Genomic DNA, 19538 nt, shown 5'->3' on the forward strand with positions numbered 1-19538 from the left:
AATGCCCCCATCCGCCATGAAAAAGTTTGTTTATATATTTCTATTACTCATCACATCCCTTGCTGCTTGTAAAAAAGAACGTGACAAGCTGGATGTTGTGCCTGAGCCGGGATCTACGGGAGACGCCAAGGCTGCTGAATTTCTGAAATCCCTGCGTGTCACGGGCGTTGAAGAGGTAAGCTTTGATTCTGTCAGTAACAGTTTTTACGTTAACCTGCCCGATACCTACAATGCGGAGGAAGCCGAGGTGATATTGTCAATGCAGCAGGATATCGTGCTGGTCGACAGTTTGGACAAACCTATCAATGGAAATGTTATTTTACATGCATACAAAGGCACTCCGCCACTGCGTTTCCAACTGAGGGACAAAAGCGACAAGAAATGGTTTTATTTTAATGTATACTTCAATTTTTCCGGAACGCCTCAGATAGAGCTTTTGCAAAAAGAGATTCCAATCAATGCATCCGGGGCCAATTTACCGCTTCGTTTTACTGCGAAAGTCGGCAGCATTCCTTCTTCTGTTGAGCAACTGGGGCCTATAGTAAAGATCTCCAACAAAAAAACGGGATTTTTCATGGAAAGCAGCTACTACTCCCTGACAACGCCGCTGTATCTGGGTGCAACGGAGGAACTGATCACGAACGATCCGCTGACTATGGAGTTTAAGTTTTTCAATCAAACCCCTGTTGTATTTGAAGGAATCAAGTTCACGCGTGGAGTTCCTAACTTATACGCCACGCCCTCATATAAATTCCAGTATAGTTACAAAGACACACTCAAAGCTGCAGGTGGCTATTTTCTGCCTCAGGAAAAATATACCGTTAAAATTTCCAGTGACTTCCTCGCCGCACCTGTTAGCGTCGCAGCTAAGGTTGAAGATGCACAAATGCTGACGCTTGACAAAATTCCGGCCAACTTACCCCAGGGTTCTTACTTGGCTTCCTTTTATGAAAAAGAGACCCTGCTGGGCAAGATCAGTATACAAATTTCCAATTTTGAAACCGATTGTCTGGAAACAATCTGGAAAGGTGATGTAAATAAGGCACTTGACCGGAATGTAGAACCCTTGTCTTTTAGCAAGGGCGATGTTTTTTACGCAAAATCACTGCCGCTCACATTCGGATCGGCGGATACGAACTTTGATGTAAACAGATTACCGCGGCTGCGACTGAGATCGCCGGGCAAAACAGTAGACCTGGCTCCTAAACTGGTCGTTTATGACTGGGCAGTCGCTGGAAGAAGTTTTGCCCTCGGACAGTACACAATTCCGGCAGACCTTCCAGCAGGCGAATATGCAGTTACAGGCATTTATACCAATCGCTTCGAAACGCAGCCTTACTGGTCGAAGCTGAAAGTAAAATAATATAGCTAGCTTATTCTTGTCAATTCCCCGATCAGCCCGCTGAATTCGGGGAATTCTGCTTTTAATGCTTCTCTTTCGGCCATTTCAAAATCCTGGAAATCGAAACCCGGCGCCACGGTACAGCCAACCAAGGCATAGCTACTTCCTTTCGCAGGTCGCGAGCCAAACCACTTTCCAGCAGGTACAACCGCCTGAAAAGCCTCGCCTTTATCAGGATTATTGCCTAATCTGATAATTTCAAGCTCCCTCGTTTCTGGATCAATTACAAAAATTTCAAGCGCTTCTCCTGCATAGAAATGCCACATTTCATCCGATTGGATCCTGTGAAATGCAGAAAAATGATGGCTTTCCAACAGAAAATAAATGCCAGTTGAAAAAGAGCGGGCGCCGTTAAAACGGATGGGCAAACCCTGCGGATCAATCGTTTCCGCAGCCCTATAAGTCTCTGCGTAATACCCTCCCTCGGGATGAGGCAGCAATCCGTACTTGTCAATCCAATACTTCGCTGGTTTCATAGCTGCAAATTAGATTTCAATTTAAGGCTGATCTCCGATAAATAAACTTTTATGAAAGATATTATAAGCAACTGCCGCATTTTCGTACATTTGATCAAATTTAATCTTAAATGATCAAAAATAATCATTATGAATAGCAACGTAAAAATTGTAAACGAAGAGATATTATCAGATAACTGGTACACGCTTAGAAAATATACTTTCGACTACCAGCGCGCCGATGGGCAGTGGGAACGCCAGAGCCGGGAAGCTTACGATAGAGGGAATGGGGCGACTATATTACTGTATAATACTGAAAAGCAGACGGTTGTATTAACAAGACAGTTTAGACTGCCTACTTACACCAATGGAAATACAAATGGAATGCTGATTGAAGCATGCGCCGGACTCCTCGACCGCGACAATGCGGAAGATTGCATACGAAGAGAAACAGAGGAAGAAACCGGCTATAAACTTACGTCTGTCAAAAAAATCTTCGAAGCATACATGTCTCCGGGCTCCGTGACAGAGATTCTCTATTTCTTTGTCGCGGAATACTCCGACGATATGAAGGTAAGTAACGGCGGCGGCTGCGATACCGAGCAGGAAAATATTGAAGTGATGGAAATTCCATTCACCGAAGCTCAGGCAATGCTGGCACGCGGGGAAATACGGGACGCTAAAACGATCATGCTATTGCAATACGCGCAAATACATCATCTGATAAAAGAAAAGCAGACTGAAGATCAATTCTGACCGACAATCTGCTCATATCATTTTCAAAAAACCTAGGAAATAGGATCTGGTGTTGGCGTTACTTCCGTAGTTGAGGAACCTGTTCCCTTGTTACCAACAAACTTTTCGTACAGATCCTTCAAAAAGGTTTCCACGTCCGGGAAATTGCCTTTCAATGTTTCTGAGCCTTTAGTTTTCAGCTCTTCGAAGTATTCAGGAGCTTTATCAAATGCGCCTTCGGCCTCCGCTTTCAGGCTATTCGCTTTTGTCTTCAGATCTTCCAGAAGCTTCTCTCCTTCTTCCGTCTGAAGATACTTGTGAGCAGCGACTCCCGCCGCGGCGCCCAGAATGAATGTGGCCAGATGTTTTGAATTGATGCCCATGATTTCCAGTTACTTAGTTTAGCTTGAATTTAAACAACCATTCCTTTAATCCCAAGAGGCTTGCCCTATCGATGCGTTTTATATCAAAAAATTATGCCCGCATCGATGCGGGCATGGATATATCTCTATTTAATTTCAAAAGCCGCCTGCATCCGGTAGCTTATCTTGATCTTCTGGTATTGCACCTCGCTATCTGTCACGGCATCGGCCGACTCGGCCGCAAATGCGCGGACGTTTGCCTTTGCGAAGACAGGCTGCGGAAAATACAGGTTTTCGTCCAGTTCTTTTATTTCAAGCACTTTGCCCAGCTTTTGATCCAGTGACGCAACCAGATATTCAGCTTTGGTTTTGGCTGCTTTCAGCGCGTCGATTTTTACCTGTTTCTTAAACTCCTCCTTTTTAGAATGGTCTACGCGGGCGACATTGGCATATTGTACACCACGGCTTTCCACTTTGGACAAAATTCCGTCAAGCTTTTCGGGGCTCGCCACTTTCAGCTCATACTGTTTGTTTTCAAGGAAAGTCGCGGGTTTTTTCTTTTTATCAACGTAATTCTGATAACCACCCACTCCGCTGATCGACAGGCTTTCTTTCGGCAGGCCGGCGTCGGCCACAGCCTTGATCAGTTGTTTTTCCAACGTACTGATATTGACCTTATCCTTCTGATTTTTTTCGTCCGTATAATACTCCCGAAGTGAGATGCTGAAATATATCTCGTCGGGCACAACTTCCATCTCTGCAAAGCCGGCTACTTCTATATTCGGAACCTGCATAAGTTGTTCGGATTTAACCTGTGAAAATGCCGGAGACAATGCTGCAGCGGCGAAAAGAAAACTTGAAAAAAATGCTTTTTTCATGGCTTTATTAAAGAAAAATGATTGGAAAAAACTGTGTTGAGCTATTTAACGTGACGAAGCAGCTAAACGTTTCAACGAAGGTTAGATGCAAAAGCACAAGCGAAGGTTTAAGGCCGTTTGCAATTCTTAACAATAAAAAATGGAAGACAATATGCTACATTGGTCTTCCACTTACAAAATCACGCGGGCGCAGCTCAGGTAAAATTCTGGTAAATCGAGTCCATAATACGCACAAAATGTTGATAGTCAGAATCATTAAGACTGCCCCAGCCTTTTCTGCGAATATCAGCTACGATCGGAAATGCCTTGTTGTAACAGGACTCACCATTTTTGGTAAGAAAGAGGTTAAATTTTCTGCGGTCACCGGCGGCAGGTCCGCGTTCCACAAGCCCCTTTTTTTCCAGCAGATCGATGATCCGCGTTACAGTCGGCGGATCTTTAAAAGTCATTTCAGCCAGTTCGTTCTGACTGATTCCCTGTTTTCGAAATATATGGTCAATCAATACCCACTGATCTACTGTCAGATCAAAACCTGCTTCTGTTAATTGTTTCTGTAAGGCGTTACGAATCTTTTTGATAGTCGTGTCTATTTTAAAAAAATAGGCCCGATGATCCGAATGATGTGTCATGTGGAAAGTTGAAGTTTAGCTATTGAGTATATACCAGAGTTTATAAGTCCAGCTAACAATTCGTCTACTAATTATTGCAGCAAAAAATCAATCATTCTTACCATTGGTCCTCGACTTATTGCCTGCCAATAAATACCACCCTGATATCGCATAGAAGTAATTCTTTATTCCTTGAAACAATGAAGGGTTTCGGACAAGATTATTCTATAAACCTTACATACATTTTCTACTGACAAGCACACGCATTACAGTATTTCCAAAAAGCCTCCCGGGATTATACCTGGCTCTGCTGAGGACACACTAATAAAACGAAAACGCTCCTGAACAGTGCGATCAGAAGCGTTTTCATTATCTAATTAATCCGCTAAGCCGAATTCCGCGCCGCATTGATAATACCAAACATCGCGCGCATAATCAGCTGGTTGTAAGTTTCTACATCTGCCGTCAAATCTTTGGGGTCGCTGGCGAGCATTTGAAGTGCGTATTGCTGAATTGTGATCAGTGGCAACACAATTCGTTCGCGCGTTTTAATAGAAACTTTTGTAACGTTATTGCTGTCCAATAGCTCCTTTTGACCGGAAACATCCAGCAGCAAATCTCGCGTCAGGATAAATTCATCGTACATCTTGTCCCAAAACTCCCGGTACTCCTCTTCATCACGAAGATATTTGGTAGCAGGGAAAAATGCCTTTGAAAGCGACTGCATTGAATTTTCTATGAGTGTCCGGAAAAACAGCGACTTCTTATAAAGCTGCTTAATATCCTCAACCTTGTTTTCACCCTCCATCTGGCGGATTGCAGATCCAAAACCATAGAAACCGGGTACATTCTGTTTCATTTGCGCCCAGGAGCCGACAAACGGAATAGCCCGCAAATCTTCAAATTTCAACCCCTCATCGTCATTTCCACGCTTTGTTGGGCGGCTGCCGATATTTGTCTGGCCATAGAAGCGCAATGGCGTCTTTTTATCCAGATACTTTACAAACATCGGGTGGTTTTTGAGTTCCAGGTACGACTCGTATGCGGCGACCGCCATTTCCTCGATCAATGTTTTGTCTTCGCTGCTCAGTTCATCCTCAGCCCGGTTTCCACGGAACAAATGATTTTCCAGCCCTGCCGTAAACAATCTTTCCAGATTATACATGGCTGTAGTAACTGTTCCATAATTGGAGCTAATCGTCTGGCCCTGAACTGTTAACTGAATTTCCTTATCTTCGATATCCGATCCGAGAGACGAGTAGAAGTTGTGGTTGTTACCTCCGCCCCTTGCCGGAGGTCCGCCTCTTCCGTCGAAAAATGTGACTTTGATTCCAAATTCGCGCGACACTTTTGTTAATTCTTCTTTCGCACGGTAGATCGACCAGTTGGCTCGAAGATACCCTCCGTCTTTTGTTCCGTCAGAAAAACCGACCATAATAGTCTGGTGATTCTCACGATTTTGCAGATGATTGCGGTAAAATTCGTTCCGATAGAGCCTGGTCATAATTTCCGGCGCATTCGCAAGATCGTCCACTGTCTCAAACAGTGGCACCACGTCGAGCGCCAGTTTGCCGTTTACATCTGCGATAAGGTTCTTCGCTAATGCAACTACCTGCATTACATTCAATGCAGATGTGTTATTGCTGATCACATAGCGGTGAGCACCTTTTTCGCCATTTTTTTCCTGGATCGTTTTGATCGCCCGGATTGAGCCAAGTATATCTTTTGTGAGCGGATCTTCGTAATCTTCGTCGCGTAACGGAATATTGAGCGACAGCAGCATTTCAATTTTCTTCTCCTCGTCCCAGCCTTCAAAGTCGCTGTATTTCAATAGCGGGATTTTCTTTTCGAGTCTCTTGAGAATATCCTCCCACGCTTTCCCGTGCTTTCTGCTGTCCTGACGAACATCAAGACTTGCGAAGAAAAATCCGAACAGATTAAGTTTCAGTATAAAATTATCCAGCAACTCTACGAAAAGCCCCTGATGCTTGGTTACCAGCACTTCGCGTGCAGATAACAGTTCATCGATCAGCTCCTGCGCATTCGCATATCCCTGATCAAAAGGACCGAAGATCGTACTGTTCATTTTTCTTTCCGCCAGCGACACCGCTTCATCAACTCCCTTAAAAGTGAGTCTTCTCTTCAATGTGCGTAGATCGCGGTAATAACTGCGTAAAAGTGTTTCCCGCAGTCTTTCAGCCACCTGCAAAGTAGTTTCAGGGTTAACGAATGGATTTCCGTCCCGGTCGCCGCCTGGCCAGAAGCCGAGCCTGAAAACATTTGGATAGGGCCAGTCATGCACACTCATGCCCAATCCATTGATCAGTTTTTCTAGAATGGAGGGAATTGCGTCATAATATACATTTTCCAAAAACCAGCAAAGGCTAACCGCCTCATCAAACGGGCTGGGTTTTTCATGATTGATAAATGCTGTTTTTCCAAGTTGCAAAAGCAGCTGATTTACCTCCGTGAAATCATTTTTCTTTATTGCATCTTCCAGGTCGTTGATGATTCCAAGTACCTTTCCTGAATAAAATTGCGTCGGATGTGCAGTTAAGACAATTCGGACACTAAAATCTTCGAGTTTTGCGAGCAGCTTCTTTTTCAGTTCGTCGCTCTCGAGTCGCTCTGTCAAATAAGTGACGGAGCCTTTGCCAGTCAGGTCGTGCGTCTGATCAAAAGCGGCGTCTTCAACAGAATCGAACAGAACTACCTGTCTTTCAATATACTGTATAAATAAAAAGAGCAGATCTGTTCTTTCTTTTGGCGTTGCGGTTTCTAGTAATTCCGAGAAAAAGTGCTCAATGATTTCTTTGGGCGATTTTCCTTCCTGAAAACCTGTTTCACTCTGCTGGGTCAGTATTGGAAGTAACGAGCCCGTCTGAAAAATACCCCTGTAAGGCAAACTCAGAAAAAGGCTGTTGAAAATATTATACTTCGTTACAACTGCGTCCTGAAAACTGTTATTCATAATGTTGTTACCAAATTATATTCTGAAACCCTCTATCAAGGTCAAATATAATCTTAAAAAATGGCTTTCAGGCTTTCGGATGGGCTTGCTGATGTGTTTTTTTCAGCTTTTCGATGGAGTTGTGCGTATAAATCTGAGTTGCAGCAAGATTAGCGTGCCCGAGTAATTCCTTGATCGCATTCAGGTCGGCGCCCCGGTTCAGCAGGTGCGTCGCGTAAGTGTGACGCAGCACGTGAGGGCTTTTCTGAGTAAGTGTAGTTACGGCGGACAAATGCTTTTTCACCAATCTTTGAACGAAAACCGGATAACCCGCTTTTCCTGAATCTGTTATGATCAGACTATCCGTTTCCGCAATATCCGCTCTTTGCACAAGATAATCAGATAAAAGTTTGACAAGCGAGGCACCGACAGGTACAATACGCTCTTTGGACCTTTTTCCAAAAACACGGATCGTTCGCGCCGGCAGGTTGAGATGTTTCACTTCAAGGTCAAGCAATTCAGCCAGACGAATACCACTTCCGTATAACAATTCTAGTACCACCCTGTCGCGCCTACCTGTGAAATCGTCAGTAAAAAAATCCTCCTGAAAAAGCATTTCCATAGCTTTTTCCTCTACAAAAGCAGGAAGTTTTTTCCGGGTTTTTAATGCAGACAATACCTTGGTCGGATCTTTTGGAATCAGCTGCTTTCGTCGTAAAAAACCATAATAACTTCGGAGAGAAGCTATTTTCCGGTTTACAGAAGTTGGATTCAATCCTTCCTCCATCAAACTGACTATCCATGAGCGAAGCATGGCCGGCTGGGCGGATTCCGGAGTATCGCAGTCATATTGAAACAACAGATACTTTTGAAACTGATCCAGATCTGTCTGGTAAGATTTCACCGTATGCGCGCTGGCACGTTTCTCAAATGTCAGGAATTCCAGAAATGAGGCTATCATAGCGGACAATATACAAAAAAGAGCTATCTGAAATCAGACAGCTCTTTTTTGTATGGATACACTGATCCTATAAATTTCATTCAGAAACCTTTCCTTATGGACTAGTCTTCTAAATGACCGTAAGTTTTCTCTTTATAAACGGCACGCAAAACTTCGAAACGACGTCTAACAGATGGTTTTTCGAAAGCTGTACGGGCACGGAGCTGACGCATTGTACCGGTCCTTTCAAATTTCTTCTTGTAACGCTTAAGAGCGCGGTCAATCGATTCGTTGTCTTTAATGTTGATAATCAGCATGCTTCTTAATGTAATGTTTTTTGAATTGGTTTCTGAAATCGGACTGCAAAGAAAACTTATATTCGACAGAAAATCAAGAAATAACTCATTAAAAATTAGGTTATTTTTGCAATCATTGTCAGGGTAAGAAAGCAACGCCATTATTACGCAGCCACATATGAGCGCCAGACTCAGTATTATTGATTTAGGAACAAACACTTTTCATCTCTTAATTGTCGAAAAGGAAGAAAACCGGTTTTCAACTATTTTTCATGACAGCAAACCTGCGCGTATAGGTTTAGGAGGGATCAACAAAAAAATAATTACTGCGGAGGCTACGGACCGGGCTCTCAATGTACTGCAATACTTTCAGGAAAAGCTTGATCATTTTGATATAAAGCCGGAAAATACTTTCGCATTTGGTACCAGTGCGATTCGCAATGCTGAAAATCAGGCGGAATTTTGCGATGCAGTATCGGCTAAAACCGGAATCCGCATTACTGTTATCGATGGAAATAAGGAAGCTGAATACATTTATAATGGCGTGCGGTTTGGGACCAATATTGGCGATGCGCCCGCGCTGATCATGGATATCGGCGGCGGAAGCGTTGAGTTTATTATAGGTAACCACGCTCAGATTTTCTGGAAACAGAGTTTTGAAATCGGCGGCCAGCGGCTTATGGAGAAATTCATGCGAAACGATCCGCTTTCTGTTGCCGACAAGAAAAATATCTACAATTATTTTGAAGAGCACCTCATCCCGTTGGCGAATGCAGTACACCAATATGCGCCCGAAAAACTGATCGGCTCCTCGGGAACCTTCGATACACTGGTGGATATTGATTTTCAATACCGCACAAAGAAGGCACCCCCGTCCGGGCAAACCGACTTTGATTTGACAGTTCAGGAGTTTTACAGGGCGTATAGTCTGATACTATCTGGAAACCATGACGAGCGAATGCAAATTCCGGGTATGATCGAGCTGCGGGTTGATATGATCGTAGTGGCAGTGTGCCTGGTCGACTATGTTTTGAAAACTTATGGAATTCAACAAATCCAGGTATCAAGTTATGCGCTCAAAGAGGGCGTTTTAGCCCAGTTATTAGCCGCCTGATGTTGAGCCTTTTTTCTGCTATCACTTAATAATTCAGTAAACAAACCCTATGAAATTAATTCGCTGCCTCCTACTGACAGGTCTAGCCCTCGTGTATCTGACAGATGCTAATGCACAAAAGAAAAAGAAGAAAGAGGAAAAGAAGGAAGATGTAAAAATCGAAAAGGCTGTAGACGCGATGGCCAGCGCGGTTAAAGACAAGCTAAAAGACGAAAAGCAAAAAAAGGGCCCGAAACCCTTTAAGGAACTGATCGACACAAGTGCAGTAAGCCAGAAAGGCATGATTTCAGTGCACAAAAAGGATGACAAATGGTATTTCGAAATACCTGACTCATTGCTGAACCGGGATATCATGGCTGTTACACGTTATTCCAAAACAGCAGCGGGCGGCGGGATTTTTGGCGGCGAGGAAGTGAACAGGCAGATGATCCGCTGGGAAAGAGGAATGGACGATAACCTGTTGCTACGCTCGGTAACAGTGGTATTGACAAGTCCTGACAGTACCAAACCTATTTTTCAGGCGGTGAAGAATTCAAATTCAGATCCGATTATCGGGGTTTTTGATATCAAAGCAGCAAAAAAGGAGCCGGAAGGTAAATCTTCGGTCATTGAGGTAACTGATTTTTTCAATGCGGATAATCAGGTTTTTTCGCTAAGCTCGGTAAACAAACAATTGCTCAAACTGACCACGTTCAAAAAGGAAGCATCGTTTATCGAAAAAATCCGCACTTATCCGATCAACACGGAAATACGCACGGTTAAGACTTTTTCGGTAACGCCGCAAATGCTCAGTACCTCGCCTACCCCTTCTATCGGGCAATACCTTCCCTCGGGCCTTGATGCGGGCGTGGTGACCTTTGAAATGAACACCTCGCTGATATTACTTCCCGCAAAACCCATGCAAAAAAGATTTTTTGACAGCCGGGTCGGCTATTTTGCAAATCAATATGCCGTTTTTGGAGAAGAATCGCACCGCTCGGATACAGAGGTATTTGCAGTAAGATGGCGCCTGGAACCGAAAAATGCGGATGATGCTGCGAAGCAGAAAAACGGTGAATTGATTGAACCCAAAAAACCAATCGTCTACTATATTGATCCTGCTACTCCTGAAAAATGGCGCAAGTACCTGAAAGCCGGTGTTGACGACTGGCAGGTTGCATTTGAAAAAGCCGGCTGGAAAAACGCAATCCGGGGCGAGTACTGGCCGGAAAAGGATACGACGATGAGCCTGGAAGACGCCCGCTATTCGGTGATCCGCTATTTCGCGGCTGATATTCAGAATGCTTACGGACCAAATGTACACGATCCGAGGAGCGGCGAGATTTTGGAAAGCCACATTGGCTGGTACCATAATGTCATGCGTTTGCTGCGCAACTGGTATATCATTCAGGCCGGTGCTGTTGATCCGAAAGCAAGAACAAAGAAGTTTGACGATGAGTTAATGGGAGAGCTGGTACGTTTCGTTTCCTCCCACGAAATAGGACATACCCTTGGCCTGCGGCATAATATGGGCGCGAGCTCGGCTACGCCGGTTGAAAAATTGCGGGATAAAGAGTGGATCAAAGAACATGGGCACACTGCTTCCATCATGGATTATGCTCGGTTTAACTACGTGGCTCAGCCGGAAGACGGCATTACCGATCTTTTTCCAAGAATCGGGGATTATGATAAATGGGCGATTCAATGGGGTTACAGCTATTTCCCTGATGTGGATGATCCGAAGGCGGAGAAAGCATTGCTGAATACGCTGACGAAAGAGGCTTACGAAGATTCGCGCCTGCATTTTGGAACAGAAATAAGCCCGTACGACCCACGTTACCAAACCGAGGATTTGGGAGATAATGCAATGAAAGCTTCGGAATACGGTATCAAAAACCTGAAAAGAATTGTCCCAAACCTGATTGAATGGAGTAAAGAAGATGGCGAGAGTTACAAAGAGCTGGACGAAATATACAGCAACGTGACTGCGCAGTATCGCAGGTACCTCGGCCACGTAATCAAGAATATTGGCGGGATTTATGACGATCCGATCACCTACGATATGGAAGGCCAGACTTTCACTCCTGTTTCAAAAGAGATACAAAAAGAAGCAGTCAACTTCCTGAATGCACAATTATTCAAAACGCCTGCCTGGCTTTTGGACCAGAATATCATGAACAAGATCAAGCCTGAAACCGGCGTGGAGGCGATCAAAGCATTGCATGAATATGCGATTACCACGCTTTTTGCAGGAGATCGGGCAGTGAGATTAATGGAAACAGGTTTGACCTCTAAAAACTACACGCTGGACGAGCTTTTCACTGACCTGGAAAGCGGCATCTGGTCGGAAGTTAAAACTGGCAAAAACATTGATCTGTATCGAAGAAACCTTCAAAAGGTTTACGCAGAAAAGCTGATCGACTTGCTCAAACCCGGCAAAGCAAATGTGCAGTCGATCCCGGTCGGTATTACTTACGGGTTTTCTACGCGGGTGGTCGAGCTTGAAAAGACAGACTTACCTTCCATCGCGAGAGCGCATTTGGAATCGATCAAAACGAGCATTACCTCGGCGCTGCCAAAAACGACTGACAAGATCTCGAAATATCACTTACAGGACGTTTTGCAGCGGATTAAGCAAAATCTGGATCCAAAATAGAATTGTAAAATGCCTGGCCACGCGTCAGGCATTTTGTTTTTAAATGTACAAGAGATAATATGTCAGATCTTCAACTTGCACTTTCCGCATTTCCAGATTTTGCAAAAATTATTCAAACTGGTAAACCCTATAAAAAGCTTGATTTCTCGGCAGCCAATAAAGCACTTGTGAATAGGGACCTGTCGGAAACCGGCGAATTTTCCAGTTTTGTGTTTGATGAACTTTTGCAGAAAAACGCTTATACAGGTATTGGCGGGTATGGAGAAGATCGTATCATTTACCGCCACAGAAAGCATTTCGGTGGCGATTCTGTTAATGCAAGAAGCATTCACCTGGGAACGGACATTTGGATTGACGCCGGAGAAGCCGTTTTCGCCCCCCTTGCCGGAAAGGTCCACAGCTTCGCATTCAACGATAATTACGGAGATTACGGCCCGACGATCGTTCTGGCGCACGAGCTAGCGGATATTAAGTTTTATACCCTCTACGGCCACCTTTCCCTCTCTTCACTTGAAGGAATGATTGCTGGAAAAAGCATCGAGGCGGGCGAGCATTTCGCTTTTATCGGAAACTATCCGGAGAACGGCGACTGGCCGCCACACCTTCACTTCCAGATTATTGCGGATATGGGAAATTATCAAGGCGATTTTCCAGGTGTGAGCAGTATTCAGGACAAACTGCATTACCTGTCACTATGCCCGGACCCTAATCTGATATTGCGGATTCCGGAGAATGCTTAACAATACAAATTCTACTTGCGATGAATCGTGGTCGCAGTGGATTGTGCGCTGGCTAAAATAGTGAAATCCGCAATGGTAACACGGTCGGGCGCATTCACGGCATACAAGATTGAATCGGCAATATCGCCGGCCTGCAAAGGATCGAAACCCTGGTACACCTTTTCTGCGCGAGCTTCGTCCCCTTTGAAACGAACAAGCGAGAAATCCGTTTCGACGGCGCCGGGAGCTACATTGGTGACTTTAATGCCATGCTGCGTCAATTCCAGGCGCATTCCTTCGCTGATCACTTCCACGGCTGCTTTCGAAGCACAATAAACTGCTCCGTTAGGATAAGTCTGCTTACCGGCAATGGAACTGATATTCACAATATGCCCTTTTCCTCTCTCCAGTAACAAAGGAATAACCGCCTTTGAAACGTAAAGTAACCCCTTCACATTGCCGTCGATCATCGCGTCCCAGTCTTCCGGGTCACCTTCGTCCAGCGAGCCCAGCCCGTGTGCATTTCCTGCGTTATTGATAAGGATATCGATATTTTTCCAATCATCAGAGAGCGAATTGATCATTGCTGCCACGGCGCCTTTATCGCGCACATCAAAAATCAGCGTGGTAACCTCAACTTTGGAAGATAATTTTTCGGCGATTTCATCCAGTTTCTCCTGGCGCCGCCCACAAAGAATCAGGTCTATTCCTGCATCTGCAAACAATTCGGCAGTTGCTTTTCCTATTCCGGAAGTTGCTCCGGTAATCAATGCAATACGGGACATTGGGTCGATTTAAATATTACTGAGCCTGCTATTCCGCTTTTCTGGGAATATTCAAACTGCTGAATTTACCTTTTTCCAGCTGTGCTGCCTGGTTGAACATTTGAACAGCCTGCTGATATACATTGTCGGTAGGGTTAAGAATCTGGAAAACCTCATTGTTCAGCCCACTTTTCTGCTTCCTGCCCCAGACGTACCGGCCGATTATTGCTTTGGTCTGTGAAGTGATCAATGGTTTTGAGAGGTTTAATTCTGTCGGATTTTGTTTAATCCCCGCCTTGGAAGCATCTTTTATCATTTCTGCGATCATTGCATCTGAAACTTCGAAGGATTTGGCGAACTCATCGAAAGTTTGTTTTTCGAGCTTTTTCTGATTTGCATTCGCGTATTTCAATGCATACTCCCTGATAATGTTTTTTGAATAAAGCTCAAACAGGTATTTGCTATTCATTAAGGTGTCTTTGGGAACAAAAATGTCCGGTGTTATTCCGCCGCCGCCGTAAACAATGCGCCCGCCGTCGGTTTTGTAAACCTTACTTTTATCAAACTTAATACTGTCAACATTAAACAGCTCGCCGCTTTCGTAGCGGTGCGATAAATCCTGGCTATAATCCTCTCCCTTGCCAAGCTCGTAAGGCTTTTGAATGCTTCGTCCACTTGGCGTATAGTACCTCGAAATAGTCAGGCGCAATTCGGAACCGTCGGAAAGCTTGATCGGCATTTGAACTAATCCTTTACCATAAGATCTCCTTCCTACTACCAGTGCCCGGTCGTGATCCTGCAAAGCGCCCGCCAGGATTTCAGAGGCTGAGGCACTTCCCTCATCAACTAATACGATCAGCGGGCCTTGTTCAAAGAGACCATCTACATGCGAGCGGGTTTTCCTGTCAAACCTGCTGTCTTTTCCTTCTGTATAAACCAGTAATTTATCCCCGGCTATGAATTCATCGGCCATACTGGTAGCCCGTTCCATATATCCGCCCGGATTTCCCCGTAAATCCAGTATAAGCTTTGTAAGACCTTGGGTTTTTAATGTCTTCAAAGCAGATTTGAATTCTTCGAAAGTGGATTCGGAGAACCGGCTTACTTTGATATACCCGATTTCCTGATCAACCATGTAGGATGCATCCACAGAGAATGTCGGGATCCGGTCGCGCACAACGGAGAAATTCATTTTTTCATTTAACCCAACCCTTTCGATAGCAAGATCTACCTTAGTTCCTCTTTTACCGCGCAACAATTTATATACCTGTGCATTGGTGACGCCGGGACCAGACAGCTTTTCCTTATTAACTGAAATAATCCGGTCACCACTTTGGATTCCTGCCGTTTCAGAAGGCCCGCCACTTAGCGGCGTTACCACGTAAACCGTATCGTTATAAATATTGAATTCAACACCAATCCCGTCAAATCCTGATTCAAGCTGTGATCTTGCAGCGGTAGCTTCCTCCGAATTAAAGTAGGCGGTGTGTGGATCGAGCTTTTCCAGCATTTTTGAAATAGAATAATCTACAAGCTCCTCGGTATTAACTGAGTCGACGTAATTGTTTTCTACCAAAGAAAGAACCTCCCTGAACTTGCTGAACCCTTTTGCAACGTCAGACAGTTTTTTTCCGCCACTAAAAAAAGTACTTCCCAACAATACGCCGGCGGCCAGTGTAATTCCGATAATGATCGGCAACCGCACGACCGATTTCGGGTTATTAATCGGTGTCTGAGATTTTTCTGGGTTCATGCTGTCGAAATTAAAAAAAGGGATAAATCTGTCCCGGCGTATGACTTCTAGCTAACGTGAAATAAGCGATTTTGGTTGCTTATTCCAAGCAGGTTAACTTGAAAAACTACTACACGAATGACTTCAAAGATTCTGGATTTCGCATTGTATCCGGGTTAATACATTTTTCCGGATCCTGCCCCATCAGAATCCTTTTCATCGGTGCTTCCATTTTTTTACCATTGATAGTATAAGGAATATCGTCGACCTGCTCGATCGTATCCGGGATATGCCGCGGGCTGTATTGGGTACGAAGTGTGTCTTTGATTTCAGCTTTCAGCTCGTCGGTCAGGTTCATTCCATTTGCCAAAACCACAAAAAGAGAGATTGTACCTTCGCCATTTGACTTTTCCAGATATACTGCAAGGCTGTCCTTCACTGCAGGAATACTTTCCACAGCCCGGTAAATTTCGGCAGTACCAATACGGATACCGCCCCGGTTCAAGGTAGCATCGGAGCGACCGTAGATAATCACTGATTTGCGGTCCGTGATTTTAATCCAGTCCCCGTGCCGCCAGACATTCGGATACATTTCAAAATAGCTGCTCAGGTACTTTTCCTGGTTTTCATCATTCCAAAAGTAGATTGGCATAGACGGCATAGGCTGCGTAATCACCATTTCCCCCATTTCATTAAGGACCGGCTTACCATCTTCGTCAAAAGCTTCAATCCGGCAGCCCAGCATTCTGCACTGAATTTCGCCTGCATAAACCGGAGTTATGGGACAGCCGCCTACAAAAGCACTGCAAACGTCCGTACCTCCACTCAACGAAATCAGCCAAACGTCTTTCTTTACCTGCTTATAAACCCACTCAAACACTTCCGGCGGCAATGGTGAGCCAGTCGACCCGATTGTTTCCAGACTGGAAAGCCGCTCCGATGTAATGCTCACTCCATTCTTCATGGAAGTGATATAAAAGGCGGCTCCGCTCCCGAAATGCGTGATGCGCGCCTGCTCCGCGAAAGTCCAGAGCACCTGAGAAGAAGGAAAAGTAGGGGCACCGTCGTAAATTACCAGTGTAGCCCCGCACAATAGCGAACTCAGGGCGTAATTCCACATCATCCAGCCCGTCGTGGAATACCAGAAGTACCGGTCGCCGGGTTTGACATTCTGATGAAGTACCAGTGCTTTCATATGCTCGATCAGGCACCCGCCTACACTATGCGTAATCGCTTTCGGGGCGGCAGTTGTTCCGGATGAATACAGAATCCAGATAGGATGATCAAATGAAACCGGCTCGAAATCCAGGCCGGCGTGTTGCAAATGAAGAATATCTTCCCAGGAAGTATACCTGTCGGGCTTTGTTTCGGAACCGATATGGTTGATAAGAACAATATCTTTGACAGAATTCAGTGAAATTGAAAGTTCCTGCGCAAATGAGGTCAGATCATATATTTTTCCATTGTATTGGCATCCGTCTACAATGAAAAGTACTTTTGGTTCGATCTGCAAAAACCGCTCTGTTAATGCAGTTTTACCAAAATCGGGAGAACAGGACGACCAGACCGCGCCGATTGAATTGGCAGCCAAAAATGCGATGACCGCCTGAGGAATATTAGGCAGTACCGCAGCCACCCGGTCACCTGGCTTCACACCGATTTGCCTGAGCCAGGTAGCAACTGCTGCCACCTCGTCCTCCAATCTTTCCCAGGATATTTCAGCGGGACCACCCTGCTCCGACTGAAAGATAATAGCGGGTCGGTCTTTATTTTTATTTCTGAAAATATGTTCGGCGTAGTTGAGCTTGGCGCGCGTAAACCACTTTGTTCCGATAAGGCCGCTTTGAGGGCGTTGCAGCACTTCCAGATAAAGGTCATGTGATTTGATATTGAAATAATTCCAGAGGCTCTCCCAAAAATCTTCGAGGTCGGTCACCGACCATTCCCACAGGTCGTGATAGGACCGAAAATAAAGCCCTTTTTTAACGAACAGCCAATCCATGTACTTTTTAAGATTGGAATGTTCCAGCAATGTCCTTCCTGGTTTCCACAAGGGTTGATTTTGCACCTCGGCTGACATATTCAATTCATTACGGTGAAGATTTAGATCAAAAACCCTTCATAGCAGGATTTTCGCTGATAGTACTAATAAACGTTGTGTTATCACTTTTGACATAAACAAAACTCGAAATATTTAGTCAGAAAATTGACGTACCTTTGCAGGCTAATCCAAATATTATCAATACTTTCTGATGATCAGAGACGCTGGCTGATTGATTTTGACGACTTTAAATATCAGAAATTACCCGCAAAATCACTTTCAGTTACAAGCAATTTGTTAAGAGGAAATAAATCCCAGTAGTGATACTGCATTCCTACAATGAGAAAAAGAATAAACAATTCGAAGCCTTCGGGCTCAGGCTCTTCCAACAGCGGAGACAAATCATTCCGCAAAAGCAGCGGAGGCAATTCATTCAGAAAAGCAAAACCGGAAGCAGAGAGCCGTTTTAGCAAACCGAGCATCAAAAAATCCAGCCTGAGGGTTGCCAGCGGCGACAACAGGCCCACGAAAGCCCGTCCAAGTTTTGACCACGAGAAGCCACGGGACGAACGTCCGCGTTTTGACAGGCCCGATCAGAGAGGCTTTCGCAAGGATAAGCCGTTTGAAAAATCCGACCGCCCGTTCAGAGATAAAGGTTTCCAGGGCGAAAAAAGGTCATTTCGCAAATCAGATTCAACGGGTGACGCCCGGCCGTTCAGGCCCCGCACGCAGGACGACTCTTCTGAGAGAAAGCCTTTTTCCGAGAGAGGAGAAAAACCGCGTTTTGAACGGGGCGAAAAACCTGCATTTGATAGAAACGCAAGCAGAGGCGAAAGAGCTGGCTCCGCCAGGAATACCGATAGAAACGAAAGACCTGCTTTTGGAAGAGATACGGAAAGAAGCGAGCGGCCACGTTTCGACAAAAAAGATTTCAAACCAACTGGAAAACCTGCATTCGGACGGAGAAATGAGAGAGATGACCAACCTGCAAGAGAACCCCGGGAGAATTTTGCGAGAGAGGAAAAATCCCCTGAAGCAGAAGATCGCAGTGGCCTGGACAGAAGAGTAGGTCGCTTTGAAAGTGCTCCCCGCTATAATCTTAAAGAATACGAGAAAAAGAACGCTCCAAAAAAAAAAGAAGAAACCAGTGATATCAGGCTCAACAGATACATCGCGAACGCAGGCATTTGCTCTCGCCGCGAAGCCGATGATCTGATTTCGGGTGGCCAAATTTCCGTTAATGGAAAAACCATCACGGAAATGGGGTATAAGGTGAAAATGACCGACGTTGTCAAATATGGCAAAAAGGCACTTAATCCCGAGAAAATGGTTTACATTCTGATCAATAAACCGAAGGATTATATCACTACCACCGACGATCCGGAAGAAAGAAAAACAGTTTTGGATCTCATCAGGGGAGCTTGTAATGAGCGGGTTTACCCAGTCGGTCGCCTCGACCGCAATACTACCGGCTTGCTTCTATTAACCAACGACGGAGAGCTGGCAGAAAAACTGACCCACCCTTCAAGCGGCATCAAAAAAATATATCAGGCAGAACTGGACAAACCTATTACTACCGAGGATTTTGAAAGCCTGCAGCACGGAGTCGAACTTGAAGACGGATTTATCCACCCCGACGAAGTGGGTATTGTTACACCTGATGCAATGGTGGTTGGTCTTGAAATCCACAGCGGCCGTAACAGGATCGTTCGCCGCATGTTTGAACATTTGGGCTACGAAGTTCAGAAACTGGATCGTACGGTATTTGCCGGCCTTAACAAGAAAGACCTTCCACGCGGGAAGTGGCGTTTTTTGAGCGAGAAAGAAGTGGTTAAACTGAAGTATATGCTTTGAATTCATAGGTAAACAAAAAAAACCGGCTACGAAACTCGCAGCCGGTTTTTTAT

16 protein-coding genes are annotated in these 19538 nt (G+C 44.9%); 6 read left to right on the top strand and 10 right to left on the bottom strand.

From position 1 onward, the window contains the following. The first annotated feature begins 16 nt into the window (after positions 1 to 16). Entirely contained in the window at positions 17 to 1363 is a 1347-nt protein-coding gene (locus FXO21_RS10255) for a hypothetical protein (protein WP_149639997.1), read from the top strand. Positions 1364 to 1368: 5 nt separating this feature from the next. Here the strand turns inward: FXO21_RS10255 and FXO21_RS10260 are convergent, their stop codons facing one another. Then, the gene (locus FXO21_RS10260) at positions 1369 to 1878 is read right to left on the bottom strand and encodes a cupin domain-containing protein (RefSeq protein WP_149639998.1); all 510 of its coding nucleotides are present in this window, start codon (positions 1876 to 1878) and stop codon (positions 1369 to 1371) included. A 129-nt stretch (positions 1879 to 2007) separates the two neighbouring features. Here FXO21_RS10260 and nudK point away from each other — a divergent pair, with 129 nt between their 5' ends. Further along, entirely contained in the window at positions 2008 to 2613 is a 606-nt protein-coding gene (gene nudK / locus FXO21_RS10265; RefSeq protein WP_149639999.1) for a GDP-mannose pyrophosphatase NudK, read from the top strand. Between the two features lie 32 nt (positions 2614 to 2645). Here nudK and FXO21_RS10270 read toward each other — a convergent pair whose 3' ends face one another. From FXO21_RS10270 to rpsU, 6 genes are all read right to left on the bottom strand, one after another. Further along, a complete protein-coding gene (locus FXO21_RS10270) occupies positions 2646 to 2975 on the bottom strand; it encodes a YtxH domain-containing protein (protein ID WP_149640000.1) in 330 nt (109 codons plus the stop codon). A gap of 125 nt (positions 2976 to 3100) precedes the next feature. Next, positions 3101 to 3832: an SIMPL domain-containing protein gene (locus tag FXO21_RS10275; RefSeq protein WP_149640001.1), complete on the bottom strand. Its 732-nt coding sequence runs from the start codon at positions 3830 to 3832 to the stop codon at positions 3101 to 3103. Positions 3833 to 4026: 194 nt separating this feature from the next. Continuing rightward, the gene (locus FXO21_RS10280; protein WP_149640002.1) at positions 4027 to 4461 is read right to left on the bottom strand and encodes a MarR family winged helix-turn-helix transcriptional regulator; all 435 of its coding nucleotides are present in this window, start codon (positions 4459 to 4461) and stop codon (positions 4027 to 4029) included. A 364-nt stretch (positions 4462 to 4825) separates the two neighbouring features. Then, a complete protein-coding gene (locus FXO21_RS10285; protein ID WP_149640003.1) occupies positions 4826 to 7411 on the bottom strand; it encodes a phosphoenolpyruvate carboxylase in 2586 nt (861 codons plus the stop codon). A 67-nt stretch (positions 7412 to 7478) separates the two neighbouring features. Then, the gene (locus tag FXO21_RS10290) at positions 7479 to 8351 is read right to left on the bottom strand and encodes a tyrosine-type recombinase/integrase (RefSeq protein WP_149640004.1); all 873 of its coding nucleotides are present in this window, start codon (positions 8349 to 8351) and stop codon (positions 7479 to 7481) included. Positions 8352 to 8452: 101 nt separating this feature from the next. Beyond that, entirely contained in the window at positions 8453 to 8647 is a 195-nt protein-coding gene (rpsU, locus tag FXO21_RS10295) for a 30S ribosomal protein S21 (RefSeq protein ID WP_026629542.1), read from the bottom strand. 157 nt (positions 8648 to 8804) lie between these two features. On the opposite strand from rpsU, the gene FXO21_RS10300 reads away from it, so the two are divergent. From FXO21_RS10300 to FXO21_RS10310, 3 genes are read left to right on the top strand one after another with little or no spacing between them, the layout of a single operon-like run. After that, the gene (locus FXO21_RS10300; protein ID WP_149640005.1) at positions 8805 to 9740 is read left to right on the top strand and encodes a Ppx/GppA phosphatase family protein; all 936 of its coding nucleotides are present in this window, start codon (positions 8805 to 8807) and stop codon (positions 9738 to 9740) included. Positions 9741 to 9789: 49 nt separating this feature from the next. Continuing rightward, the gene (locus FXO21_RS10305) at positions 9790 to 12375 is read left to right on the top strand and encodes a zinc-dependent metalloprotease (RefSeq protein ID WP_149640006.1); all 2586 of its coding nucleotides are present in this window, start codon (positions 9790 to 9792) and stop codon (positions 12373 to 12375) included. Between the two features lie 59 nt (positions 12376 to 12434). Beyond that, a complete protein-coding gene (locus tag FXO21_RS10310; protein WP_149640007.1) occupies positions 12435 to 13115 on the top strand; it encodes a peptidoglycan DD-metalloendopeptidase family protein in 681 nt (226 codons plus the stop codon). Positions 13116 to 13126: 11 nt separating this feature from the next. On the opposite strand, the gene FXO21_RS10315 is transcribed toward FXO21_RS10310, so the two are convergent. From FXO21_RS10315 to FXO21_RS10325, 3 genes are all read right to left on the bottom strand, one after another. Then, positions 13127 to 13879 (bottom strand): SDR family NAD(P)-dependent oxidoreductase, encoded by a 753-nt coding sequence (locus FXO21_RS10315; protein WP_149640008.1) that lies wholly within the window; start codon positions 13877 to 13879, stop codon positions 13127 to 13129. Positions 13880 to 13907: 28 nt separating this feature from the next. After that, positions 13908 to 15611 (bottom strand): S41 family peptidase, encoded by a 1704-nt coding sequence (locus FXO21_RS10320; protein WP_149640009.1) that lies wholly within the window; start codon positions 15609 to 15611, stop codon positions 13908 to 13910. 109 nt (positions 15612 to 15720) lie between these two features. After that, on the bottom strand, positions 15721 to 17670 hold the full coding sequence (locus FXO21_RS10325; RefSeq protein ID WP_149640010.1) for an acetoacetate--CoA ligase: 1950 nt from the start codon (positions 17668 to 17670) through the stop codon (positions 15721 to 15723). 300 nt (positions 17671 to 17970) lie between these two features. Here FXO21_RS10325 and FXO21_RS10330 point away from each other — a divergent pair, with 300 nt between their 5' ends. Beyond that, entirely contained in the window at positions 17971 to 19485 is a 1515-nt protein-coding gene (locus tag FXO21_RS10330; protein ID WP_149640011.1) for a pseudouridine synthase, read from the top strand. Positions 19486 to 19538: the final 53 nt, after the last annotated feature.

It is taken from the genome of Dyadobacter sp. UC 10 (assembly GCF_008369915.1).
Taxonomy (GTDB): domain Bacteria; phylum Bacteroidota; class Bacteroidia; order Cytophagales; family Spirosomataceae; genus Dyadobacter.